This is a genomic window from Piscinibacter gummiphilus, from assembly GCF_002116905.1.
GTDB classification, from domain to species: domain Bacteria; phylum Pseudomonadota; class Gammaproteobacteria; order Burkholderiales; family Burkholderiaceae_C; genus Rhizobacter; species Rhizobacter gummiphilus.
Genome location: NZ_CP015118.1, coordinates 2,461,379 through 2,483,474, shown reverse-complemented (window position 1 = coordinate 2,483,474; position 22,096 = coordinate 2,461,379). Strand labels below are relative to the sequence as shown.

Here is a 22,096-nt window from a genome sequence, read left to right as displayed (position 1 = left end):
CACGGCCGCCACCCCCATGAGCCTCGACGCCACGCCCGCTCCGCCGGCCAGGCCCGCCGCCTGGCGCTTCGACCGCAAGTACCTGCCGCTCGCCGTCACCATCTCGCTCTTCGTCGCGATGGCCACGATGGGCTCGGTCTCGTACACCGGCTTCTTCTCGCTGCAGGTGTTCCTCAACCTGCTCATCGACAACGCGTTCCTGTGCATCGTCGCGGTTGGCATGACCTTCGTGATCCTGTCCGGCGGGATCGACCTGTCGGTGGGATCGGTGATCGCGCTGACCACGATGGTGCTCGCATGGGCCATCGAGCGGCAGCACTGGAGCCCGTGGGTCGCGATCCCGCTCGTGCTGCTGATGGGCACCTCCTTCGGCGCGCTGATGGGTTTCCTGATCCAGCGCTTCCGGTTGCAGCCGTTCATCGTGACCCTGGCCGGCATGTTCCTCGCGCGGGGCCTGTGCTACCTCATCAGCATCGACTCCATCAGCATCACCGAGCCGGGCTACTCGGAACTCGCGCAGCTGCGCATCCCGGTGTGGGGCGACGCCTCGGTGTCCATCGGCGCGGTGATCGCGCTCGGGGTCGTGGCCATCGGCATCTTCGTCGCCCACTGCACGCAGTTCGGCCGCACCGTGTACGCGGTGGGCGGCAGCGAACACTCCGCGGTGCTGATGGGCCTGCCGGTGCGCGGCACCGTGATCGGCGTCTACACGCTCAGCGGCTTCTGCTCGGCGCTGTCCGGGGTCGTGCTGACCTTCTACATGCTGTCCGGCTACGGGCTGCACGCCGTGGGGCTGGAGCTGGACGCCATCGCGGCCGTCGTGATCGGCGGCACGCTGCTGACCGGCGGCGTGGGCTACCTCGCCGGGACGCTGTTCGGCGTGCTGATCCTCGGGGTCATCCAGACGCTCATCATGTTCGACGGCACGCTCAGCTCGTGGTGGACCAAGATCGTGATCGGCGCCCTGCTCTTCGCCTTCTGCGTGCTGCAGCGGGTCTTCGAATCGCGAAAAAGTTGACGTTAACGGTCACCTGACCGACAGGATTGGGCAGGGAGGGACCCGTGTGGTCGGTCGAGACGGCCGATGCATGAAACACCAGGGAAACGCCCCTGCGGCACAGTGCGCGTTTCACGTGCCCGCCCTGGAGAGACGATGACCCTCACCGCCCGGATCGACGCCGCCGTTCACGTGCAGGCCCGGCTGGCGGCGTACCACCGCCAGATCGATGTCGACTGGCTCGCCCGCAACGCCGAGTACGCACTCGAGGTCCGCCAGTTGTGCCTGGCCGTGCCCGATGCCTCGATGGAGATGTGCCTGCGCCTCCTCGACGCGCTGGTCGACGCCATCCTGCTCGCGGAGTTGCCGCCGGCCGACAACGGCGTGAGGCTGTCGGACTTCCATCCCGCGTTCGCGGACACCCTCTCCGATCCGGGCTGAGATGATCCGACTGAACGACGGCCGCCTGGTCCACGAGATGTTCCAGGCCTACCGGAGCGACCTCGAGTCCGCGGCGCTGCAGTGGCACCGCGCGATGGCGGGCAAGCGCGCCGGCTCCGACTCGCTGGCACGGGCGAGCGAGGTGATCCGGACCCAGCAGCTGCTCGACTAGGCCCACCCCTTCCTGCCCCCCGCGTTCCTGAAACGCCTCCAGGAGCGCATCTCGCTGCGCCTGTTCCAGGCGGCCAAGCCGGGTGAGGAGACCATCAGCCCGGCCGAGATGTCGCGGCTGGTGGGCGACCTGCTCGCCGAGGCCGAGTGGTCCAGCCGCCAGATGGACGACGCCCTGCGTCAGGCCCGGGAGCAGACCCCGCCCTGACCGGTCAGCCGCGGGCGGTGGTCTCGAGGGGCAACGTTTCGGCGAAGGCCAGCTGGCCGTTGCCGTCGAGTTCGAGCGGACCGAAGGTGCTGGCCGCAGCGTCAGGGCGCCAGCGGCGGTCGTCGAGGGCCAAGGCCGCATCCACCCGGGCGCGGTGGTGCTGCAGACGGCGCTCCAGCTGCAGCCGCAGCACGTGCAGGCCGTGGTGCTGGTCCACCACCGGCTCCAGCTGGCGGATCGCGATCTCGAGCGTGCGCGGCGGCACGTGTGCCAGCGGGTCGCCCGGGGACAGGCGGCACGAGGTTTCGATCAGCGCGAGGTGCTTCAGGCGGTGGCGGGCCGACGGGTGCTGGTCGAGCAGCCGCGTCAGGGCCAGCACCGGCAGCGGCACGGACCGGCCGCTGGGCACCGTCGGCAGGAACCCGAATCCCTGCTCCGGGCCGCCACCATCCTCGCGCCGGGCGAACGGCGCCCGGGCGAGCTTGACCGTGGCGAGGGCCAGCCGGCCGAGGGCGGTGAACGGGGTCGGTTTGGTCACGGGCATGCGCGTCGGACGGCCGGCGGGGCGATCGTTTCAAGTGGGCGGATTGTTCGGGGCCGGCGTTACCCGACCGTTACAGAACCCGGCCGAAGGAGTGCCAACAAGTGACGGATTTGGGCATCCGCGGACCGGTTCCGGCATCCTGGGAAACCCCCTCGTAACGGTCTTGAGGCACAGTCCCCCCTTTCGCCGCCGGCGCCCCCTTTTGATCGGACTGGAAGGTCCGGACCGATTCGCATGGATGACGGGAAGTTCCTGAGCCACTTGTTCGACACGCACCGGGCCGAACTCGAGGACGCCGCGGAGCGGTGGCGGCAGGAAACCATCGCGGAACTGGACGCGGCCCAGACCGCGGCCGACAGCCTGCAGTCCGCCAGCCGGCTCTTCCACGCCCAGCGTGCGCTCGACCGCGCCCAGCCTTTCCTGCGCCGGCGCCTGGTGCAGCTGCTCGAGTTCAGCATGATCGAGCGGGCCGGCGGCACACCGCCCGTGCGGCGCCGCCGCGCCACCCCCGACGAGATGGCCCTGGTCGACGACGACGTGGTCAACGAGTCGATCGAGGTCTCCCGCATCGTGGGCCGCATCCAGCTCGACGCCGAATGGGAGATCCGGGCGGCCGAGGACGCCCTGTCCCGCCAGCTGGGCCAGGCGGTCCACGGTGAACGGTCGAGCCCGTTCCATCCGGAAGCCTTCGCCCGTGCCGTGTGGCGCCTGACCGAGGACATCCTGCTCAACCCGGAAGAACGTGCCGCGTGCCTGCGCGCCGGGCTGTCGTCCATCGCCGAGTTCGCCCGGACGACCTACGCCTGCGCCACGCGCTGGAGCGGCGGCCTGAGTGCGTCCTCGTCGTTCGTCATCAAGCGCAGCGAGGCGATGGCGTCGACGGCCATCCCCGTCGACGTGTCGCTGGACACCTCGCCCGACACCGTCCCCGCCGCCCTCTTCGCGCAGACCACCCCGGCCGCCCTGACGGCCGAACCGCCGGCGCTGCAGGCGCGCGACCATGTGTTCCAGGGCGTGATCGCCAACATCGAGCGCGTGCTGAGCGACCCGCGGCTCACGCCCGAACTCAAGCGCGTGCTGAGCGGCCTGCAGATGGCGACGATGCGCTTCGCGCTCGGTTCGCCCGAGATCCTCTACGCCCCGGACCACCCGATCTGGTCCGTCGTGCGCACGCTCGCCGAGTACGCGCTGAACCACTGCGTGCGCGACCGGCTCGCGCACGACGACTTCGTGCTGTTCGCCGACGACAAGATCCGCACGCTGATGCAGCTCGACGAGAAGGCGGTGTGGGACCTCCGGCCGCACCTCGAATCGTTCGACCGTTTCACGCAGACGCGCTCCGAGCAGCTGATCGAGAACGAACACACCGCGATGCAGCACTTCGCGCGGCTGGAGAACAGCCGCCGCAAGATCCTCGGCGTCGCGCTGAACCGGCACCGCGAGCGCATCAGCGAAGCCATCGGCGGCACCGACATGCCCTTCCGCCTTCGCCAGTTCCTGCTGGCCGACTGGGCCGAGGTGCTCGCGCGCACCGAACTCGCCGAAGGTCCCGATTCGGGCGCGTACGCCGAATACCTGCACGCCGCACGCCGCGTGATCGACCGCATGCGCAGCGGCGGCGAACCCGGCGGGCGCGGCCCCGCCACGCCGGAGGACGTGCAGCCGCTGCTGGCCGTGCTCGAGCGCGGGATGGCGAGTGTCGCGATGCCCAGTGTCGAGAAACACGAACTCGCGTCCGCGCTGCAACGCCCCGCGGTGCGCGACTGGGCCGACAGCGAGCTGCACGTGCCGGCCACGGGCGGCGACGCGCGCGCGACCTCGCGCCGGGCCTACTGGAGCGTACGCGGTGAAGCGCACGAACCGTCCGACGCGGGGCCGTCCACCACCGGGCTGACGTCGGCGATCCCGGCCGGCGACGCCCTGCACTGGATCGACTCGTTGCGCGTCGGTACCGTCGTCGAGCTGTTCCTGCTCGGCGCCTGGTTCGAAGCCCGCGTCACGTCGATCGACACCACCAGCAGCCTCTTCACGTTCGAGGACGATGCCGGCGGCCGCTCCCATTCGCTCACGCGCCGGGCGCTGCTGCGCCTCGTGCGTGAAGGCCTCGCGAGTTCGCCATGACGACGGACACCCTCGACATCCGCCTGCTCGGCACCCCCGGCTGGGCCGTGGACGGTTCGTTCGCCCCCATCGCGGATCCGCGGGCCGCCGTGCTCGTCGCGATGATCGTGCTCGACGGCCCGCTGCCGCGCACCCGCGCCGCGGAGATCTTCTGGCCGCGTTCGGAGGGCAAGGCCCGCACGAACCTGCGCGTGCTGCTGCACCGCGTGCAACACGCGATGGGTGGGCGGCTCTTCGCGCCGGGCGACCGCCTGACGCTGCTGCCGCACGTGACCGTCGACCTCGCGGGCAGCGATGCCGACCTCGTCGACCGCTGCCTGGACCTCGGACCGTCGAACGTCGGGCTGCTGGGCGGGGTCGACATGGCGGACCTGCCCGAGGCCAGCCGCTGGCTGTCGGACGCGCGGCGCCAACTCGAGCAGCGCGTCGTTCGCTGCCACGTCGCGTGGCTCGAGACCCACCGCGGTTCGGAACATCTGGCGCGGGCGGCGGCGGTGGCGGAGTCGCTCGTGTCGATCGACCCGCTCGGCGAGATCGGCTACCGCGAGCAGATGCGCATCCACGTCGAACGCGGCGACCGCGCAGGTGCCCTCGCCGCCTTCGAACGCTGCCGCCGCGAACTCAAGGAACACCTGGGGACCGCGCCAGACCCGCAGACCACCGCGCTGCACCGCTCGATCCTGCGTGTGCGCGACGACCACGGCGCGCCGGCCGACAGCCCGGCGCCGCGACCGCTGCTGCAGCGCGAACGCGAACTGGGCGACATGGACAAGGCGCTGTCGACCCGCCGCGTCGTGATCGTCGAAGGGCCCAGCGGGGCCGGCAAGTCGGCGCTGCTGCGCGAGTTCGCGCGCCGGCAGCCCGCGTTCTACTGGGCCATCGAACCAGCCGACGGCGCCGCGCCCCTCGCCGCCCTCGTGCGGCTGGCCACGCGGGTGGGCCAGATGAGCGCCCCCTCGACGCACAAGGCGGCGATGGGCCGCGCCCTGGAGTTCGTGAAGGGGCTGCAGCGCCTCGATCCCGACGAGGTCTCGGCCAGCCACCTGCAGGGGCTGGCCCTGGGCACGGCCCGCACGGCGGGCGTGCTCCAGCAGGCCGGCTACCGCACCGTGATCCTCGACGACGTGCACCTGCTCGACGACACCAGCATCGACGTGCTGGTCCACGTGATGCAGGCCAGCCGCGAGCTGATGCCGTGGTGCGACTTCGTGCTGGCCTACCGGCCGATGCGCGGGCGCCGCAAGGTGCGCGCGCTGTGCGAGAAGCTCGCGCTCGACGGCCGGCTGCACCTGATCCATCCCGGCGCGCTGCGGCGCGACGCGGTGCTCGCGCTGATGGGCCACGAGCCCGACGCGGTGCCCGCCGTGCAGGCCGCGGCCGACCGGCTCGTCGCGATGAGCGGTGGCACGCCGGGGGTGCTCGTCGAGATGATCTCGCTGCAGACGCATGCCGCGCGCGAGCCCGAACCGGCCTCGCTGCCGCCGCAGATCCGCTCGATCCTCCTCGAGCGGCTGCGCTCGTGCAGCTCCACGGCCGAGGGCCTCGCGCAGCTCGCGAGCGTGGCGGGTGCCAGTTTCAGCGTGGGCCTGGCCGCGAAGATCGCGGGCCTGTCCTCGTGGAAGGTGGCCGAGAAGTGGAACGAGCTGCTGCTGGCCGGCGTGTTCGACGCGCGCGGGTTCGCGTTCCCGATGATCGAGGCCGCCGTGCGCGACTCGGTGCCCGACGCCGTGCGCCAGTTCATGCACGGCGAGGTGGCCAGGGGGCTGGAGCACGAGGGCGCGCCGCCCGATCGCCTCGCATTCCACTGGCAGCAGGCCGGTGACACCACCCGAGCCGCGCAGTTCGGGCGTGCCGCGGCCGCCGCCTGCCTGCGCCGGGGCGACCTCGACGGCGCGATCGGCGCCCTCGAGAAGATCGTGTTCGCGCCGGGGGGATCGTGCGCGGACGGTGAACCGCTCGCGCTGCTGCAACTGGCCGCGCTGTACCTGCAAGGTCACCGTTTGGACCGCATCACGGAAGTGCTGGAGGCCGCCGCGCGGTCACCCGCGGGACCGCTGGAACGGGGAGCGCGCACGGCGCTCGGCGGTCGCACGCTGCTCGCGATGCGCGAACACGGCGCGGCCAGTGCGGCACTGGCGAGCGCGTTGCCGCTGCTGGAGGGTGATCTGCGACTGCAGCGGGCAGTGACCTGCTGGGCGGCGCGGGCCGCGCGGCTCGCGGGAGCGGACCTGCCGGACGGCCTGGGACCGGACGTCTTCGCCGGCGTGGCCTCGGAACTCGCGTGGGATCCGGACGCCCTGCCCGTGCACACCCCGGCCGACGGCCGGGCGTGCCTCGCCGACCTGCAGGCGGCCGCGACCGCCTAGATGTCGAGCGTGTAGACCTCGGCCGCCTGGCGGTCGAGGCGGCTGCTGCCGGCGAGCGCCCGGTCCCACTCGGCGCCGTCGGCGGACAGGGTCGGCCGCAGGCCCTTGACCATCACCGCCACTTCTTCCGACGACGCGTCGAACTCGCCGGCGTCCTCGCGCGTTTCGGTGAACAGCAGGGCCGTGCGGGCGCCATCGGCGTCGATGATCACAAGGTAGCGGGCGGGCGGGCGAAGCATCGCGGTTCTCCTGTCGGGGGACGAGGACAGTCTGCCACCTTCCGATGACCTATGCCCGCCATAGTCAAATGCGACGCAAATAGGAATTATTCTTAAATAGAATCGAGTCATCCCGATCCAAAGGATGGCTCCATGACCTCGAAAACCACCGCCCTCGCCTCGCCCCGCCGACTCGCCGGCTTCGCCCTGGTGTTCGCCGGCGTCGTGCTGATCGGCCTGCAGGCCTGGCAGCACCTGGAGGTGTCGCTGTCCGACGAGGCGGTGCGGGCGCTCCAGGGCGGCCTGCTCTGCGCGCTGGCCACCGCGCTCGGCGCCTTCCCCGTGCTCATCACCCGCAGCATCCCGGTGCGCCTCGCCGACGGCATGCTGGGCTTCGGCGCCGGCGTGATGCTGGCGGCCACGGCCTTCTCGCTGATCGTCCCGGGCCTCGCGGCCGCCGGCGACCTCGGCTACTCGAAATGGGGGGCCGGTGCGATCGTCAGCACCGGCGTGATCCTCGGCGTGCTGGCGATGCTGTGGCTCGACCACGCCTGGCCGCACGCCCACTTCGACACCGACGGCCAGACCACGCGTGGCCAGGTGCCGGCGCGGGTGATGCTGTTCGTGATCGCGATCGTGCTCCACAACATCCCCGAGGGCGCGGCCGTCGGCGTGGCGGCGGGTGCCGGTGCGCCGGGCGCCAGCGGCCTCGCGATGGGCATCGCGATCCAGGACGTGCCGGAAGGCCTCGTGGTGGCGCTGGCCCTGGTGGGTGCGGGCATGGACCGCACGAAGGCGGCCCTGCTCGGCATGGCCTCGGGCCTCGTCGAACCGGTGTTCGCGCTGCTCGCCGCCCTCGCCGTGGGCACCTTCGGCACCCTGTTGCCGTGGGGCCTCGCCGCCGCGGCCGGTGCGATGCTGTTCGCCGTCAGCCACGAGGTGATCCCCGAATCGCACCGCAACGGCCACGAGACCGCCGCGACGCTGGGCCTCGCCCTCGGTTTCTGCCTGATGATGGTGATGGACACCGCCCTCGGCTGAGACCTCAGGCCGAACGCAGCGGCAGCACGTTCGGGTTGATGGGCGTCGGCGGCCGGCCGGCGTCCGGGCCGAAGCCCAGGCCGGCGATCAGGTTGTCGGCCGCGAGGTTCGCCATCGCCCGGCGGGTGGCCAGCGTGGCGCTCGCGATGTGGGGCGTGAGCACCACGTTCGGCACCTCGAGCAGCGACGGGTGCACCTGCGGCTCACCCTCGAACACGTCGAGCCCGGCCGCGGCCAGGCGGCCCGCCTTCAGCGCCTCGGCCAGCGCCGCGTCGTCGACGATGCCGCCCCGGGCGATGTTGGTCAGCGTCGCGGTGGGTCGCATCTGCGCCAGCTCGGCCGCGCCGATCGCGTGGTGCGACGAAGCCGAGTAAGGCAGCACCAGCACCAGGTGGTCGGACTCGCGCAGCAGCGTCGCCTTGTCGACGTAGCGGGCATTCAGCGAGGCCTCGACCTCCGGCGCCAGCCGGGAGCGGTTGTGATACAGCACCTTCATGCCGAAGCCGAGCGCGCCGCGCCGGGCGATGGCCTGGCCGATGCGCCCCATGCCCAGGATGCCCAGCGTGGCGCCGTGCACGTCGCTGCCCGCGAACATCGTCAGCGACCAGCGGTTCCACTCGCCGCGCCGCAGGAAGTGCTCCGACTCCGCCATGCGCCGGGCCGTCGCCATCATCAACGCGAAGCCGAAGTCGGCCGTGGTCTCGGTCAGCACGTCGGGGGTGTTCGTGCCGAGCACGCCGCGGGCGTCGAGGGCCGGCACGTCGAAGTTGTTGTAGCCGACAGCGATGTTGCTGACGACGCGCAACTGCGGGTTCGCGGCCAGCACCTCGCCGTCGATGCGCTCGCTGCCGGTGGTCAGCGCGCCCTGCTTGCCCTTCAGGCGTTCGATGAGTTCGGCCTTCGGGAAGACCTGGTCGCCCGGGTTCGTCTCGACGTCGAAGTGTTCACGCAGGCGGTCGACGACGTCGTCGAACACCGCGCGGGCGACCAGCACGGAAGGTTTCGTCATGGTGACACCAGGGCGTCGAGCGCCCGGACCAGTTCGGGTGGGAGGGGCGCCGGCCGGCGGGTTTCGCGGTCGACGTACACGTGGATGAAATGCCCCCGGGCGGCCGTGAGCGGCTGGCCGGCGGCGAAGAGGCCGATCTCGTAGCGCACGCTGGAGCTGCCGCGGTGCGCCACCCGCAGGCCGGCGTCCACCGACTGCGGGAACTCGATCGACGAGAAGTAGTTGCAGTGGGTCTCGACGACGAGGCCGATCACCGGGCTGCGCTGGATGTCCAGCGCGCCGGCCTCGATCAGATAGCGGTTCACCGCCGTGTCGAAGAGGCTGTAGTAGACGACGTTGTTCAGGTGGCCGTAGGCGTCGTTGTCCATCCAGCGGGTGGTGAGGGACGTGAAGTGCCGGTAGGCGTCGCGGGGCTCGGGGGCGGGTCGGGCGGCGGGCATGTTCATGTGACCATTGTTCCATCGACACGGGCTTTTAGAAGTCCATCCCTAATATGCTGCGTTGCAGCAATTAGGGGTTGAAATGGTGTCCGGCCTGCGCAATACTTCGTGCCATGGTGCAGCGCAACAAAGGCTGTATCAGGTTCCTGAACGATACCCACTGGAGAACTCACCATGCTGACCGCAGAACAACTGGTTGCCGCTCACAAGGCCAATGTCGAGACCCTCTTCGGCCTGACCAGCAAGGCTTTCGAAGGCGTCGAGAAGCTCGTCGAGCTGAACCTGCAAGTGGCGAAGGCCGCCCTGGGCGAAGTCGCCCAGACCACGCAAGCCGCGCTGAACGCCAAGGACGCCCAGGAGCTGCTGGCCCTGCAAGCCGGCCTGCTGCAACCGGCCGCCGAAAAGGCCGCCGCCTACAGCCGCCACGTGTACGACATCGCCGCCGCCACCAACGCCGACCTCGGCAAGGCCGCTGAAGCGCAAGCTTCGGAAGCCCAGAAGAAGTTCCTGTCGGTCGTCGACAACGCCGTCAAGAACGCCCCGGCCGGCACCGAAAACGCCGTGGCCCTGGTCAAGTCGGCCGTCGCCGCCGCCAACAACGCCTACGAAAGCGTCCACAAGGCCGCCAAGCAGGCCGCTGAAGTCGCCGAAGCCAACTTCCAGGCCGTGACCACCAGCGCCGTCAAGGCCACGCAAACCGCCACGGCCAAGGCCAAGCGCGCTGCCTGATTCCCGCGGCACCGAGAAGCCCGGAACTTTTTTCCGGGCCGCCTCTCAGACAGGTTCCGCAAGTGACTCCTTGCGGGTGTTTTGAAGGTTGTCTTCTCGGTACCAACCGGTATCTTGAGCCCCGTGAACGCAAGTTCACGGGGCTTTTCTTTTACCGGGTCTTCGCGGCGATGCGGTTGCGCAGGTCCGCCAGGGCCTCGGTCGCCGCAGCCCGCCCAGCCTGGATGGACTTCGCGCGGGACGTGAAGTCGGCGCCCGACACGCCGTTCAGCTTCGGTCGCAACACCAGGTCGGCCTCGCGCAGCTCGAAGTGGTTGATGCTGCGCCCCATGATCGCGAAGGTCTGCAGCAGCATGCGCATCGGGTCGCCGGTGGCGGCGCCGTCGGGCACGGCCGAGATGTCGACGGCGATGACCAGGTCGGCGCCCATCTGGCGGGCGAAACGCACCGGCACCGGAGACACCAGCCCGCCGTCCACGTACTCCCGCGTGCCGATGCGCACCGGCTGGAACACGGCCGGCACGGCGCTCGACGCCCGCACCGCCACGCCCGGATCGCCCCGCTGGAACAGGATGGGCGCGCCGTTGTCGAGGTCGGTGGCCACGATGCCCAGCGGCACCTTCATCGACTCGATGGTCTTGCCGCCGGTCTGCTCGCGCACGAACCGGGCGAGCGCCTCGCCGCGGATCATGCCGCGGCCGGGGAAGGCCCAGTCGGTGAACATCGACTCGTCCATGTTCTGGGCGGTGGCGGCCAGCGCCGAACCGTCCTTGCCCGACGCGTAGAGGGCCGCGACCAGGCTGCCGGCCGACGTGCCGACGACCAGGTCCGGCTTGATGCCGTTCTCTTCCAGCACCTGGATGATGCCGATGTGGGCGAAGCCGCGGGCCGCGCCGCCACCCAGCGCCAGCCCGATGCGGGGTGGCTTGGGCACCTTGGGAACGGCCACCGGATCGGGTGTGGTGACCAGCGGCGGGGTGACGACGGGCGGGGTGGCGACCGGGGCGGTCTGGCAGGCGGCCAAGGCTGCGGCGAGCAGTGTCACCGTGGCGGCACGGGAAAGGGACAGGAATCGCATCCGGAAATTGTAGAAGGACGGCGTGACGCCGCCGCTTTATCAAGCCAACGAATAAACAATCAACAAAAATGTTCTTCGCATATATATAGATGCTGCTTACATTTCCTGCTCTGGTCGGTTCATGGGCTCTTCACGCCGTGACGAGGCACCGAAATGATCAACGTGGCACATGGATCCAATTGCAATCTTGAGCGGGTTTGGCGTGGGCGCCATCGTCGGCATGACGGGCGTCGGGGGCGGGTCGCTGATGACCCCGCTGCTGCTCACCTTCTTCAAGCTGAACCCGGCCGTGGCCATCGGCACGGACCTCTGGTTCGCGGCCATCACGAAGACCTCGGGCGCGGTCGCGCACCAGCGCCACGGGCACGTCGACTACCGCATCACGGGCCTGCTGCTGGCCGGCAGCATCCCGGCGTCGCTCGCCACGCTCGCGCTGATGCACTTCACCGGCATCACGAAGGGCTGGGCCAGCACGCTCACGTTCGCGCTGGGCATCGCGCTGCTGCTGACGGCGGTGACGGTGGCCTTCAAGGGCGTCTGGCACGGCGTGGGCCTCAAGCTCGAGCGCTGGATCCCCGAATCGCGCAAGCCGGCGTTCACCGTGGCCTCCGGGCTGATCCTCGGCGTGCTGGTCACGCTGAGCTCCATCGGGGCCGGCGCGGTGGGTGCCACGCTCATCCTTCTGCTGTACCCGCGCCTGGAGGCGAGGCGCCTCGTGGGCACCGACATCGCCCATGCGGTTCCGCTCACGCTCGTGGCCGGCATCGGACACGCGACAATGGGGCATGTGAACTGGGGTCTGCTGGCCGCGTTGCTGGTGGGATCCCTCCCCGGCATCTGGCTCGGGGCCCAGCTCACGAAAAAAATGCCTGATGGCCTGGTCCGCGCGCTGCTCTGCATCTCGCTCGTGACCGCCGGCCTCAAGGTCATCCACTGACTACCAACGACATTCCTCACGATGTACCAGTACACCTCCTTCGACCGCCAGTTCGTCAAGCAGCGTGCGGCCCAGTACCGGGACCAGCTGGAGCGCAACCTCGCCGGCACGCTGGGCGACGACGAGTTCCGCCCGCTGCGGCTGCAGAACGGCTGGTACGTGCAACGGCACGCGCCCATGCTGCGCGTCGCCGTGCCGTACGGTGACCTGACGTCGCGCCAGATCCGCGCGCTGGCCCGCATCGCCCGCGAGTACGACCGCGGCTACGCCCACCTGACCACGCGCCAGAACGTCCAGTACAACTGGATCCCGCTCGACAAGAGCGCGGACGTGATGGACGTGCTCGCGTCGGTCGACATGCACGGCATCCAGACCAGCGGCAACTGCATCCGCAACACCACGACGGACTGCTTCGCGGGCATCGCCCCCGACGAGATCCTCGACCCGCGCCCGTACTGCGAAGTGCTGCGCCAGTGGAGCACGCTGCACCCCGAGTTCGCCTTCCTGCCGCGCAAGTTCAAGATCGCCGTCACCGGCGCCACGGAAGACCGCGCCGCCACGGCCTGGCACGACATCGGCCTGCACCTGCTGAAGAACGAGGCCGGCGAGATCGGCTTCCGCGTGCTCGTGGGCGGTGGCATGGGCCGCACGCCGGTCGTGGGCACCGTGATCCGCGAATTCCTGCCCTGGCAGCAGATCCTCGTGTTCATCGAGGCCATCGTGCGCGTCTACAACCGCCACGGCCGCCGGGACAACATGTACAAGGCGCGCATCAAGATCCTCGTGAAGGCCGAAGGCCAGAAGTTCATCGACGACGTCGAGGCCGAGTACAAGAACATCCTCGAGCACGACACCGACGGTGCCGCCCACGTCATTCCCCAGGCCGAACTCGACCGCGTCGCCGCGAGCTTCGTCGTGCCCGAAGGCGTGACCCCGTACGTCTCGGGCTTCCAGGTGGCGGCCGACGCTCCCGTCGCGTTCAAGCGCTGGATGGAACGCAACGTGCACGGCCACAAGGTCAGCGGCTACCGCGCCGTGACCCTGTCGCTCAAGCGCGCGGGCCAGGCCCCGGGCGACGCCACCGACGAGCAGTTCGACCAGGCCGCCAACCTCGCCGACCGCTTCAGCCAGGGCGAGATCCGCGTGTCGCACGACCAGAACTTCGTGCTGCCGTGGGTCCGTGAAGACGAACTCTTCGCGCTGTGGGAAGCCGCCAAGGCCGCGTCCTTCGCATCGCCCAACATCGGTCTGCTGACCGACATGATCAACTGCCCGGGCGGCGACTTCTGCGCGCTGGCCAACGCCCGCTCGATCCCCATCGCCGCGGCCATCGCCGACCGCTTCGCCGACCTCGACGAGCTGTACGACATCGGTGACATCGACCTGCACATGAGCGGCTGCATCAACTCGTGCGGCCACCACCACAGCGGCCACATCGGCATCCTCGGCGTCGACAAGGACGGCAAGGAGTGGTACCAGGTTTCGCTCGGCGGTTCCGATGGCTCCCGCATCAGCGGCGACGCCGTCGCCGGCCGCGTGATCGGCCCGTCCTTCGCCGCCGAGGAAGTCGCCGACGTGATCGAAGCCGTCATCGAAACCTACCGCCACGAACGCGCCGCGAACGAGCTGTTCATCGACACCGTCAAACGTGTCGGCCTCGACTCCTTCAAGGCCGCGGCCAACGCCGCCCGCCGTGCCACCGCCAAGGCCGCCTGACCCATGAAGTTCATCGACACCCACCACGACCAATGGCACACCATCACGGGCGAGGACGGCCCCATGGTGACGCTCACCCCGGCCCCGCACAGCCTGCTGACCTACATGCAGTGGCACGCCGTGCGCGCCCACTGGCCGAAGGACATGCCGGTCGGCGTCTCGTTCGACAACGCCGAGGAGATCGAATCGCTGAAGGACGACCTGCCCCAGCTCTCGCTCGTCGCGCTGCACTTCCCGAAGTGGGTCGACGGCCGCGCCTACAGCCAGGCCCGCATCCTGCGCTCGCGCTACAAGTTCCAGGGCGAGATCCGCGCCACCGGTGAAGTGCTCGTCGACATGATGCCGCTGCTCAAGCGCACCGGCTTCGATGCCGTCGTGCTGCGCGGCGACCAGATCAAGGAACACGCCGAACGTGCGCTGCACTTCTTCGACAACGCCGGCCACTACCAGGGCGACGTCGAGGACAACCACCCCGTGTTCGCCCGGAGCTGACATGACCGCCATCGCCCTCTACGACCGCGCCACCAAGGGCTTCGACGACCGCGTGGCCCACGCCGTCTCGGTGCTCCAGGCAGCCGCCCGCGACCACGCGGGGACGGTTGTGCAGGCCACGAGCCTCGGCGCCGAAGACATGGTCGTCACCGACCTGATCGCCCGCCACAAGATCGCCATCGCCCTCGGCACGCTCGAGACGGGCAAACTGCATGCGCAGACCTCCGCGCTCATCCCGCGCATCGAGGAACACTTCAAGCTGCCGGTGGAGGTGTACCGCCCCGAGGCCGACGCCGTGATCCACTTCGTCAAGTCGTACGGGGAAAAGGCGATGTACGAGAGCCTCGACCTGCGCAAGGGCTGCTGCGGCATCCGCAAGCTGGAACCCCTGTCGCGCATGCTCAACGGCCGCACGGCGTGGGTCACCGGCCTGCGCCGCGAGCAATCGAACAACCGCGGCGACGTGCCTTTCGTCGAACCCGACGACAAGGGCCGCGTCAAGTACAACCCGCTGGCCGACTGGACGTGGAACGACGTCTGGCACTACATCGCGTTGAACAACGTCCCCTACAACCCGCTGCACGACGAGTTCATGCCGAGCATCGGCTGCGAGCCCTGCACGCGCGCCATCGCCGTCGGCGAGGACTTCCGCGCCGGCCGCTGGTGGTGGGAGGACGAGAAAGCCAAGGAGTGCGGCCTGCACGTCCACGACGACGCGGCCGAGGAGCCCGTCGTTTCTTCCCTGATTGGAGACCGTCCATGAACGCCCCGCTGACCGTGGAGCAACTGCTGCCCGAGCTCGACCACACTCACCTCGACTGGCTCGAGGAAGAGGCCATCTTCATCCTGCGCGAGACCGTCGCCGCGTTCGAGCGCCCCGCGCTGCTGTTCTCGGGCGGCAAGGACTCCTGCGTGGTGCTGCGCCTGGCCGAGAAGGCCTTCAAGAACCGCGGCGCCGACGGCGAGTTCAAGGGCCGCCTGCCCTTCCCGCTGCTGCACGTGGACACCGGCCACAACTTCCCCGAAGTGATCGAGTTCCGTGATCGCCGCGTGGCCGAGATGGGCGAACGTCTCGTGGTGGGCCACCTCGAAGACTCCATCAAGCGCGGCACCGTGCGCCTGTCGCACCCCCTCGAATCGCGCAACGGCCACCAGACCGTGGCCCTGCTGGAAGCCATCGAGGAACACCGCTTCGACGTGCTGCTGGGCGGCGCCCGCCGCGACGAGGAGAAGGCCCGCGCGAAGGAGCGCATCTTCTCGCACCGTGACAGCTTCGGCCAATGGCAGCCGAAGGAGCAGCGCCCCGAACTGTGGACGCTGTTCAACACCCGCATCAAGCCGGGCGAGCACATGCGCGCGTTCCCCATCAGCAACTGGACCGAGCTCGACGTGTGGCTGTACCTCGCCCGCGAGAACATCCCCCTGCCGAGCCTGTACTTCGCGCACCAGCGCCAGGTCATCCGCCGCAAGGGCCTGCTCGTGCCGCTCACCGAGGTGACGCCGCCCGAGGCCGGTGAAACGGTCGAGACCGCCGAGGTGCGCTTCCGCACCGTGGGTGACATGACCTGCACCTGCCCGGTCGAGAGCCCGGCCGCCAACGCCACCGACATCGTCGCCGAGACGCTGAAGGTCACGGTCAGCGAACGCGGGGCCACCCGCATGGACGACCGCACCTCCGACGCCTCGATGGAACGCCGCAAGAAAGAAGGGTATTTCTGATGACCGCCCCCCACGCCGCAGTCCTTGCCGCGGCCCCCGCCGTGAAAGACCACCGCGCCCTGCGCTTCCTGACGGCCGGCAGCGTCGACGACGGCAAGAGCACGCTGATCGGCCGCCTGCTGTTCGACAGCCGCGCCATCCTGGCCGACCAGCTCGACACGCTCGAGAAGCGCGCCGCCGGCGCCCCGATCGACCTGTCGCTGCTCACCGACGGCCTCGAAGCCGAACGCGAACAGGGCATCACGATCGACGTGGCCTACCGCTACTTCGCCACGAAGCAGCGCAAGTTCATCATCGCCGACGCCCCCGGCCATGAGCAGTACACGCGCAACATGGTCACGGCCGCGGCCGGCAGCGATGCCGCCGTGGTGCTCGTCGACATCACGAAGATCGACGTGACGGCCAAGCCGGTGGTGCTGCTGCCGCAGACCCGCCGCCATGCACTGCTGGCCCACCTGCTGCGCGTGCCCAGCATCGTCTTCGCGGTCAACAAGCTCGACGCGGTGGAAGACCCCGCCCTCGCCTTCAACACCACGCGCGACGCGCTGCTGGCCTTCGCGAAACACGCGGGCATCGAGGTCGCGGGCGTGATCCCGGTCTCGGCACTGCGCGGCGACAACGTGACGCAGCCGCTCGACGCCGACTGGTACGACGGCCCGTCGCTGCTGCAGGTGCTGGAGAGCCTGCCCGCGCTGCAGGAGCGCAAGGACGGCGACCTGCTGATCCCCGTGCAGTACGTCGCCCGCGAAGGCGAAGGCACCGGCAACCAGCCGCGCACGCTGTGGGGCCGCATCGCCCACGGACAGGTCAAGGCGGGCGACAAGGTCCAGCTGTTCCCGAGCGGCCAGGAGGCCGTCGTGGCCGAGGTGCGCCTCGCCGGGTCCGTGGTCGACGTCGTGACCGCCGGCCAGTCGGCCGGGGTCGTGCTCGACCGCCAGCTCGACGTGTCCCGTGGCGACTGGATCGGCACGCCCGGCTCGGTCAAGGAGACGCAACGCTTCAGCGCCACGCTCGCCTGGCTCGACACCGAACCCGCCGTCGTCGGCCGCAAGTACTGGGTGCGCCACGGCAACCGCTGGGTGCAGGCGCGCATCGCCAGCATCGAGAGCCGCCTGGACATCCACACGCTCGACAAGATCGACGCGCACGAGCTGGCCGTCAACGAGATCGGCCAGGTCGTGATCGAGACGCAGCAGGCCCTGCCGGTCGAGGCCTACGGCCAGAACCGCGTAGGCGGTGCGCTGATCATCGTCGACCCGGCCAGCAACCGCACGAGCGGCGCGCTGCTCGTGAAGGGCGCGGCCTGAGGCCACCATGGGAAGCGTCGTCTTCATCGGTGCGGGCCCGGGTGCGGCCGACCTCATCACGGTGCGCGGCGCGCAGCGTCTCGCCGCCGCCGACGTGGTGCTGTATGACGCGCTGACCGACCCGGCGCTGCAGGACCTCGCCCCGAAGGCCACGTGGTTCCACGTCGGCAAGCGGGGCTTCCGGCCCGACAGCATGGACCAGGCCGAGATCAACGACCTGCTGGTGCGGTACGCCCAGGAGCACACGCTCGTCGTGCGCTTGAAAGGTGGTGACCCCAGCATCTTCGGCCGCCTGGAAGAGGAACTCGAGGCGCTGGCGAAGGCCGGCATCCCCTGCGAGGTCGTGCCCGGCGTGACGTCGGCGCTGGCCGCGGCCGCTGCGGCCGCGCGCCCCCTCACCCGCCGCGGCGAGGGGCGCAGCCTGAGCCTCACCACCGCGATGACCCGCACGGGGGACATGAACGCCACCCGCACGGCCGACACCGAGGTCTTCTACATGGCGGGCAAGCAGCTCGCCGCGCTGTCGACCCGGCTGATGGCGGCCGGCTGGCCGGGCGACACGCCGGTCAGCATCGTCTCGAAGGCCGGCTGGCCCGACAGCCGCCACAGCGACCACACCGTGGCCACGCTGGGCGACGCCGGTCCGGTGCACGAAGACCGCCCGGCCGTCGTGGTCGTGGGCGCGGGTGCCGCGCCGCTCGACCCCTCGCCCATCCTCCCCGGAGGCGCAAACGCCCCGGCAAAGGGCTAAAATCAACGGTTTCGCTCCGCGCGAACCCCATTCGAAGTTCAAACCAGCATCCAGCCATGACCCACGTCGTCACCGAAGCCTGCATCCAGTGCAAATACACCGACTGTGTGGACGTGTGCCCCGTCGATTGTTTCCGCGAAGGTCCGAACTTCCTCGCGATCGATCCCGACGAGTGCATCGACTGCGCGGTGTGCATCCCCGAGTGCCCCGCCAACGCGATCATGCCGGAGGAGGATGTGCCGGGTGACCAGCAGCACATGATCAAGATCAACGCCGACCTCGCCAAGGGTTGGCCGAGCATCACGAAGCGCAAGGCGGCGCTGCCCGACGCGGACGAGTGGAAAGATCGCACGGGCAAGCTGTCCGAGCTGATCAAATAAAGCACGTCATCCCGGCGAAGGCCGGGACCCCGGGCCTCCGCACAAGATCCCGGCCTTCGCCGGGATGACCAGCGAATGATCGAAACCGACACCCTCGTCATCGGCGCCGGCCCCGCCGGCCTCTTCCAGGTGTTCGAACTCGGCCTGCTCGAGATCGGCGCGCACGTCGTCGACTCACTGCACGTCCCCGGCGGCCAGCTCATCGAGCTGTACCCCGACAAACCCATCTACGACATCCCCGGCATCCCCGCCTGTTCGGCGCGCGAGCTGGTCGACAACCTGCTGAAGCAGGTCGAGCCCTTCAAGCCGCAGCTGCACCTGGGCCAGGAGGTGGCCTCGCTCGAACGGCAGGACGACGGCCGGCTGCTCGTCGGCACCTCCGCCGGCACCACCTTCCTCGCGAAGGCCGTGGTCATCGCCGGCGGCGTGGGCTCGTTCCAGCCGCGCCGGCTCGCCCTTCCCGGCCTCGAGCGGCACTTCGACACCCAGGTCTTCCACGGACTGCGGTCGCTGGAGCCGTTCGCCGGCCGCGACGTGGTGGTGGCGGGAGGCGTGGATGCCGCGCTCGACGCCGCCCTCGCACTGAGCGAACCCGGCCCGCACCGCGCCCGCAGCGTCACGCTGCTGCACCGCCGCGACGTGTTCCAGGCCGAGGCCGCCACCATCGAGCATGTGCGCGAACGCATCGCGTCCGGCGCCCTCACCTTCGTCGCGGGCCAGCCCACCGGTCTCGAGGAAGCGGCCGATGGCCGCCTCGCCGCGCTGCAGATCACCCACGGCGACGCGCAGACGCTGCGCCTGCCGCTGGACCTTCTGGTCGTGGGACTGGGCCTGAGCCCCAAGCTGGGCCCGCTCGCCGAATGGGGCGTGGTGCTCGAGAAGAAGCAGGTGGTGGTCGACACCGGCACCTTCCAGACCAGCGTGCCGGGCGTGTTCGCGGTGGGCGACGTGGTCACCTACCCAGGCAAGAAGCGCCTGATCCTGTCGGGCTTCCACGAGGCGGCCCTCGCCTCGTTCGGCATCGCGGCGCTCGTCTACCCGGACCAGCGCATCCAGCTGCAGTACACCACCACCAGCACGCGCCTGCACGAGCTGCTGGGCGTGCCGTCCCCCTGATCAGTTCACCGGCCGGTACGCGTTCGCGTTGTCCGCGAGCCACCGTTCGGCCAGGTCGCTGTGCAGGTCGTTCGGGTGGAAGCCCTCGCGGAAGTACGCGCGCCACGGCTTGAACGACTCGCGCAGCAGGCCGTCGCGCGCGAGCAGGTGCCGCGCCGCGCTGCGCCACGTGGACCACCGCCACAGCGTGCCGTCGCGCCGCAGGTTCTTCACCGTCTGGATCACCGTGTCGGTCAGGAAAATGATCGTCACGCGGCGGAACCAGGTGCGGCGCCAGCCTTCGTCGCCACCCAGCGCGCGATAGACGTCGAGCGCGGTGCTCTTGTGCTCCGACTCCTCCGCGGCATGCCACAGCCACATCGTGCGCAGCCGCGGCTCGGCGCTCCCGAACACCTCGGGATGGGCCAGCAGCCAGTCGGCGAAGATGGCCGTGAAGTGTTCGTTGGCCGCGGTGATGGCCACCGGATGGCGCACGTCGAAGCCTTCCAGCAGCTTCATGCGCTCCAGCGCCTTCGGACCCCAGTCGTTGACGAAGCCCTGGCGCTCGAGGTGCCCGTTGAACAGCGCATGGATGCGGCGGTGCGTGGCCTCCTGGCCCACGAACCCCTGTACCTCGTCCTTCAGCGCAGCATGGCGATCGGGCGGCAGGGCCTTGTGGCCGTTGCGCACCGAGTCGATGAAGAACTGCTCGCCGACGGGAAAGCTCATCGACAGCGCGTTGAACCACGCGGACAGGAAGGCATCGCCGCCGCACCAGTGGCGATCGAACGGCGCTTCGAGGTCGATGAGCAGGCGGCGGACCACCAGATCGGTCATGATTCGGCTCCTGATGCCGGATGTGACAGTACGCCTTCGTACCAACGAGATCCGATGATGTGACCGAACCATGGTACTGTCAAGTACCAACGCCAGCCCCATGCTTGCCAGAGTCTCCGAATCCGAACCCCTGGAACACCGCCGCCGCCTGCTGGAAGGCATGGCCCGCGCGGTGGCCGAGAAGGGGTACGCCGACACCACCATCGCCGACATCGTGCGCGAAGCCAGCGTGTCGCGCCGCACGTTCTACGAACACTACGCCACCAAGTCCGACTGCCTGATCGCGCTGTACGACGCGGCCAGCCACGAAGCATTGAAGGTGCTGCAGACCGCGATCGACCCCGCCCACTCGTGGCAGGGCCAGCTCGAAGGCGCGATGCGCGCCTACCTGGGCTGCCTGTCGCTGAGCCCGGTGCTGCTGCGCACGCTGTTCATCGACATCATCGCGCTGGGTGCACCGGGGCTGGCGGCGCGCCGCCGGGTCCACGAGGAGATCGCCGCGTTCATCCTCCAGGTGGCCGAACGTCCCAGCTCCGGCGCCCATGCCGAGTTCACGCCGGCGCTCGCGATGGCCGTGGTGGGCGGCATCCACGAACTGGTGCTGCAGGCCATCGAGTGCAACCACGCGACCCTCGACGACCTCGTGGGGCCGTCGTGCGAACTCGTGCGCGCCGTGGCGCAACGCCCGCGCTGACCGGTCAACCGAGGCCCAGCAGCGCGGCCAGGCTCGGCTCGGGCGCTTCGGGGCGCACGGCCACATGGCGCTCCAGTTCACCGAGGTGCTGGTCCATCAGCGCGACCGCCGTATCGCCGTCGCCGCGTTCGATGGCGTCGACGATGCGCTCGTGTTCATCGTGTTCGCACGACGCGTTGCCCGGCGGCTGGTACAGCGCGACGATCAGCGAGCAGCGCGAGATCATCTCGGCGAGATAGCGCAGCAGGATCGGGTTGCCCGACAGTTCGCCCAGCTTCAGGTGGAAGGAACTGGCGAGCCGCGCCCATGCGGGCTGGTCGGCCCGGTGCATGGCCTCGTGTTCGGCCTGCAGGCGCCGGCGCAGGTCGGCCACGTCGGCCTTCGTGACCCGCGTGGCGGCCAGGCGCACGATGACCGCCTCGAGCCCGCGGCGCGCCTCGAAGATCTGGCGCGTCTCCTCGATCGACGGCATCGCGACGATGGCGCCCCGGTTGGGCCGCAGCTGCACGATGTGGTCGTGCGCGAGCCGCTGCAGCACCTTGCGCACCACCGACCGGTTCACGCCGAACAGCTCGCACAGCTGGTGCTCGGGCAGCTTCGTGCCCGGCTGCAGCCGCTGGTTCATCACGCTCTCGAACACCGCGCGGTAGATGCGCCCCTCCTCGTCCTCGCCTTCCTGGGGCTCCCAGGGCAGCACGACGGGCGGGGTCAAGGGCTCGGGGGGCGTCTGGCGGGTGCGGGGCATCGTCGGAGAGGCGGGTTCGGAAGATCGGCTGTGCGCGAGCTTGCCACAACAGGCCGGTTC

24 protein-coding genes are annotated in these 22,096 nt (G+C 69.8%); 17 read left to right on the top strand and 7 right to left on the bottom strand.

Annotated features, from left to right (window positions below; genetic code table 11):
- Positions 1–16 precede the first annotated feature (16 nt).
- The 3 genes from yjfF to A4W93_RS29625 all read left to right on the top strand — a co-directional run bounded on the left by yjfF (position 17) and on the right by A4W93_RS29625 (position 1,610).
- The gene (gene yjfF, locus A4W93_RS11070) at positions 17–1,018 is read left to right on the top strand and encodes a galactofuranose ABC transporter, permease protein YjfF (RefSeq protein WP_085754125.1); all 1,002 of its coding nucleotides are present in this window, start codon (positions 17–19) and stop codon (positions 1,016–1,018) included.
- A 135-nt stretch (positions 1,019–1,153) separates the two neighbouring features.
- Entirely contained in the window at positions 1,154–1,438 is a 285-nt protein-coding gene (locus A4W93_RS11065) for a hypothetical protein (protein WP_085750659.1), read from the top strand.
- A 1-nt stretch (position 1,439) separates the two neighbouring features.
- The gene (locus A4W93_RS29625) at positions 1,440–1,610 is read left to right on the top strand and encodes a hypothetical protein (protein ID WP_157131633.1); all 171 of its coding nucleotides are present in this window, start codon (positions 1,440–1,442) and stop codon (positions 1,608–1,610) included.
- 211 nt (positions 1,611–1,821) lie between these two features.
- On the opposite strand, the gene A4W93_RS29620 is transcribed toward A4W93_RS29625, so the two are convergent.
- Positions 1,822–2,355 (bottom strand): hypothetical protein, encoded by a 534-nt coding sequence (locus A4W93_RS29620; RefSeq protein WP_157131632.1) that lies wholly within the window; start codon positions 2,353–2,355, stop codon positions 1,822–1,824.
- 240 nt (positions 2,356–2,595) lie between these two features.
- Between A4W93_RS29620 and A4W93_RS11050 the strand changes: the two genes are divergently transcribed.
- Together A4W93_RS11050 and A4W93_RS11045 are read left to right on the top strand one after the other, a co-directional pair.
- Positions 2,596–4,482: a DUF1631 family protein gene (locus A4W93_RS11050; RefSeq protein ID WP_085750656.1), complete on the top strand. Its 1,887-nt coding sequence runs from the start codon at positions 2,596–2,598 to the stop codon at positions 4,480–4,482.
- Positions 4,479–6,848, top strand: coding sequence for an ATP-binding protein (locus A4W93_RS11045; protein WP_085750655.1), 2,370 nt, complete (start codon positions 4,479–4,481; stop codon positions 6,846–6,848). Before A4W93_RS11050 ends, A4W93_RS11045 begins: the two co-directional genes overlap by 4 nt.
- Here A4W93_RS11045 and A4W93_RS11040 read toward each other — a convergent pair.
- Positions 6,845–7,087, bottom strand: a complete 243-nt coding sequence (locus A4W93_RS11040; protein ID WP_085750654.1) for a hypothetical protein — start codon at positions 7,085–7,087, stop codon at positions 6,845–6,847. The two genes, A4W93_RS11045 and A4W93_RS11040, sit on opposite strands and share 4 nt — an antisense overlap.
- Positions 7,088–7,219: 132 nt before the next feature.
- Between A4W93_RS11040 and A4W93_RS11035 the strand changes: the two genes are divergently transcribed.
- Positions 7,220–8,107, top strand: coding sequence for a ZIP family metal transporter (locus A4W93_RS11035; protein ID WP_085750653.1), 888 nt, complete (start codon positions 7,220–7,222; stop codon positions 8,105–8,107).
- A 4-nt stretch (positions 8,108–8,111) separates the two neighbouring features.
- Here the strand turns inward: A4W93_RS11035 and A4W93_RS11030 are convergent, their stop codons facing one another.
- A complete protein-coding gene (locus A4W93_RS11030) occupies positions 8,112–9,116 on the bottom strand; it encodes a 2-hydroxyacid dehydrogenase (protein WP_085750652.1) in 1,005 nt (334 codons plus the stop codon).
- A complete protein-coding gene (locus A4W93_RS11025) occupies positions 9,113–9,556 on the bottom strand; it encodes an acyl-CoA thioesterase (protein WP_085754124.1) in 444 nt (147 codons plus the stop codon). Before A4W93_RS11025 ends, A4W93_RS11030 begins: the two co-directional genes overlap by 4 nt.
- Before the next feature lie 174 nt (positions 9,557–9,730).
- On the opposite strand from A4W93_RS11025, the gene phaP reads away from it, so the two are divergent.
- Entirely contained in the window at positions 9,731–10,285 is a 555-nt protein-coding gene (phaP, locus tag A4W93_RS11020; RefSeq protein WP_085750651.1) for a TIGR01841 family phasin, read from the top strand.
- A gap of 151 nt (positions 10,286–10,436) precedes the next feature.
- Here the strand turns inward: phaP and A4W93_RS11015 are convergent, their stop codons facing one another.
- The gene (locus A4W93_RS11015) at positions 10,437–11,363 is read right to left on the bottom strand and encodes a patatin-like phospholipase family protein (RefSeq protein ID WP_085750650.1); all 927 of its coding nucleotides are present in this window, start codon (positions 11,361–11,363) and stop codon (positions 10,437–10,439) included.
- Between the two features lie 169 nt (positions 11,364–11,532).
- On the opposite strand from A4W93_RS11015, the gene A4W93_RS11010 reads away from it, so the two are divergent.
- The 9 genes from A4W93_RS11010 (at position 11,533) to A4W93_RS10970 (ending at position 19,781) form a co-directional block, all read left to right on the top strand.
- Positions 11,533–12,300, top strand: coding sequence for a sulfite exporter TauE/SafE family protein (locus A4W93_RS11010; protein WP_085750649.1), 768 nt, complete (start codon positions 11,533–11,535; stop codon positions 12,298–12,300).
- A gap of 21 nt (positions 12,301–12,321) precedes the next feature.
- Positions 12,322–14,016 (top strand): nitrite/sulfite reductase, encoded by a 1,695-nt coding sequence (locus A4W93_RS11005; RefSeq protein WP_085750648.1) that lies wholly within the window; start codon positions 12,322–12,324, stop codon positions 14,014–14,016.
- A 3-nt stretch (positions 14,017–14,019) separates the two neighbouring features.
- Complete coding sequence (locus A4W93_RS11000; protein WP_085750647.1) at positions 14,020–14,508, top strand: DUF934 domain-containing protein; 489 nt, start codon at positions 14,020–14,022, stop codon at positions 14,506–14,508.
- Position 14,509: 1 nt separating this feature from the next.
- The gene (locus A4W93_RS10995; RefSeq protein WP_085750646.1) at positions 14,510–15,271 is read left to right on the top strand and encodes a phosphoadenylyl-sulfate reductase; all 762 of its coding nucleotides are present in this window, start codon (positions 14,510–14,512) and stop codon (positions 15,269–15,271) included.
- The gene (gene cysD, locus A4W93_RS10990) at positions 15,268–16,227 is read left to right on the top strand and encodes a sulfate adenylyltransferase subunit CysD (RefSeq protein ID WP_085750645.1); all 960 of its coding nucleotides are present in this window, start codon (positions 15,268–15,270) and stop codon (positions 16,225–16,227) included. The genes A4W93_RS10995 and cysD overlap by 4 nt, the downstream gene beginning before the upstream one ends.
- Positions 16,227–17,534: a sulfate adenylyltransferase subunit 1 gene (locus A4W93_RS10985; RefSeq protein WP_085750644.1), complete on the top strand. Its 1,308-nt coding sequence runs from the start codon at positions 16,227–16,229 to the stop codon at positions 17,532–17,534. The genes cysD and A4W93_RS10985 overlap by 1 nt, the downstream gene beginning before the upstream one ends.
- 7 nt (positions 17,535–17,541) lie before the next feature.
- Positions 17,542–18,285, top strand: a complete 744-nt coding sequence (cobA, locus tag A4W93_RS10980) for a uroporphyrinogen-III C-methyltransferase (RefSeq protein ID WP_085750643.1) — start codon at positions 17,542–17,544, stop codon at positions 18,283–18,285.
- Positions 18,286–18,341: 56 nt separating this feature from the next.
- Positions 18,342–18,665: a ferredoxin FdxA gene (gene fdxA, locus A4W93_RS10975; protein ID WP_085750642.1), complete on the top strand. Its 324-nt coding sequence runs from the start codon at positions 18,342–18,344 to the stop codon at positions 18,663–18,665.
- Between the two features lie 75 nt (positions 18,666–18,740).
- Complete coding sequence (locus A4W93_RS10970; protein WP_085750641.1) at positions 18,741–19,781, top strand: NAD(P)/FAD-dependent oxidoreductase; 1,041 nt, start codon at positions 18,741–18,743, stop codon at positions 19,779–19,781.
- Here A4W93_RS10970 and A4W93_RS10965 read toward each other — a convergent pair whose 3' ends face one another.
- Positions 19,782–20,597: a metal-dependent hydrolase gene (locus tag A4W93_RS10965; protein ID WP_085750640.1), complete on the bottom strand. Its 816-nt coding sequence runs from the start codon at positions 20,595–20,597 to the stop codon at positions 19,782–19,784.
- A 100-nt stretch (positions 20,598–20,697) separates the two neighbouring features.
- On the opposite strand from A4W93_RS10965, the gene A4W93_RS10960 reads away from it, so the two are divergent.
- Entirely contained in the window at positions 20,698–21,291 is a 594-nt protein-coding gene (locus tag A4W93_RS10960; protein ID WP_237357758.1) for a TetR/AcrR family transcriptional regulator, read from the top strand.
- A 4-nt stretch (positions 21,292–21,295) separates the two neighbouring features.
- Here the strand turns inward: A4W93_RS10960 and A4W93_RS10955 are convergent, their stop codons facing one another.
- A complete protein-coding gene (locus tag A4W93_RS10955) occupies positions 21,296–22,003 on the bottom strand; it encodes a GntR family transcriptional regulator (protein WP_237357757.1) in 708 nt (235 codons plus the stop codon).
- Positions 22,004–22,096 lie beyond the last annotated feature (93 nt).

Excerpts from the sequence above, each read along its gene's own strand:
- yjfF (WP_085754125.1), top strand. The coding sequence starts at position 17 with ATGAGCCTCGACGCCACGCCCGCTCCGCCGGCCAGGCCCGCCGCCTGG.
- A4W93_RS11065 (WP_085750659.1), top strand. The coding sequence starts at position 1,154 with ATGACCCTCACCGCCCGGATCGACGCCGCCGTTCACGTGCAGGCCCGG.
- A4W93_RS29625 (WP_157131633.1), top strand. The coding sequence starts at position 1,440 with ATGATCCGACTGAACGACGGCCGCCTGGTCCACGAGATGTTCCAGGCC.
- A4W93_RS11050 (WP_085750656.1), top strand. The coding sequence starts at position 2,596 with ATGGATGACGGGAAGTTCCTGAGCCACTTGTTCGACACGCACCGGGCC.
- A4W93_RS11045 (WP_085750655.1), top strand. The coding sequence starts at position 4,479 with ATGACGACGGACACCCTCGACATCCGCCTGCTCGGCACCCCCGGCTGG.
- A4W93_RS11040 (WP_085750654.1), bottom strand. The coding sequence starts at position 7,087 with ATGCTTCGCCCGCCCGCCCGCTACCTTGTGATCATCGACGCCGATGGC.
- A4W93_RS11035 (WP_085750653.1), top strand. The coding sequence starts at position 7,220 with ATGACCTCGAAAACCACCGCCCTCGCCTCGCCCCGCCGACTCGCCGGC.
- A4W93_RS11030 (WP_085750652.1), bottom strand. The coding sequence starts at position 9,116 with ATGACGAAACCTTCCGTGCTGGTCGCCCGCGCGGTGTTCGACGACGTC.
- A4W93_RS11025 (WP_085754124.1), bottom strand. The coding sequence starts at position 9,556 with ATGCCCGCCGCCCGACCCGCCCCCGAGCCCCGCGACGCCTACCGGCAC.
- phaP (WP_085750651.1), top strand. The coding sequence starts at position 9,731 with ATGCTGACCGCAGAACAACTGGTTGCCGCTCACAAGGCCAATGTCGAG.
- A4W93_RS11015 (WP_085750650.1), bottom strand. The coding sequence starts at position 11,363 with ATGCGATTCCTGTCCCTTTCCCGTGCCGCCACGGTGACACTGCTCGCC.
- A4W93_RS11010 (WP_085750649.1), top strand. The coding sequence starts at position 11,533 with ATGGATCCAATTGCAATCTTGAGCGGGTTTGGCGTGGGCGCCATCGTC.
- A4W93_RS11005 (WP_085750648.1), top strand. The coding sequence starts at position 12,322 with ATGTACCAGTACACCTCCTTCGACCGCCAGTTCGTCAAGCAGCGTGCG.
- A4W93_RS11000 (WP_085750647.1), top strand. The coding sequence starts at position 14,020 with ATGAAGTTCATCGACACCCACCACGACCAATGGCACACCATCACGGGC.
- A4W93_RS10995 (WP_085750646.1), top strand. The coding sequence starts at position 14,510 with ATGACCGCCATCGCCCTCTACGACCGCGCCACCAAGGGCTTCGACGAC.
- cysD (WP_085750645.1), top strand. The coding sequence starts at position 15,268 with ATGAACGCCCCGCTGACCGTGGAGCAACTGCTGCCCGAGCTCGACCAC.
- A4W93_RS10985 (WP_085750644.1), top strand. The coding sequence starts at position 16,227 with ATGACCGCCCCCCACGCCGCAGTCCTTGCCGCGGCCCCCGCCGTGAAA.
- cobA (WP_085750643.1), top strand. The coding sequence starts at position 17,542 with ATGGGAAGCGTCGTCTTCATCGGTGCGGGCCCGGGTGCGGCCGACCTC.
- fdxA (WP_085750642.1), top strand. The coding sequence starts at position 18,342 with ATGACCCACGTCGTCACCGAAGCCTGCATCCAGTGCAAATACACCGAC.
- A4W93_RS10970 (WP_085750641.1), top strand. The coding sequence starts at position 18,741 with ATGATCGAAACCGACACCCTCGTCATCGGCGCCGGCCCCGCCGGCCTC.
- A4W93_RS10965 (WP_085750640.1), bottom strand. The coding sequence starts at position 20,597 with ATGACCGATCTGGTGGTCCGCCGCCTGCTCATCGACCTCGAAGCGCCG.
- A4W93_RS10960 (WP_237357758.1), top strand. The coding sequence starts at position 20,698 with ATGCTTGCCAGAGTCTCCGAATCCGAACCCCTGGAACACCGCCGCCGC.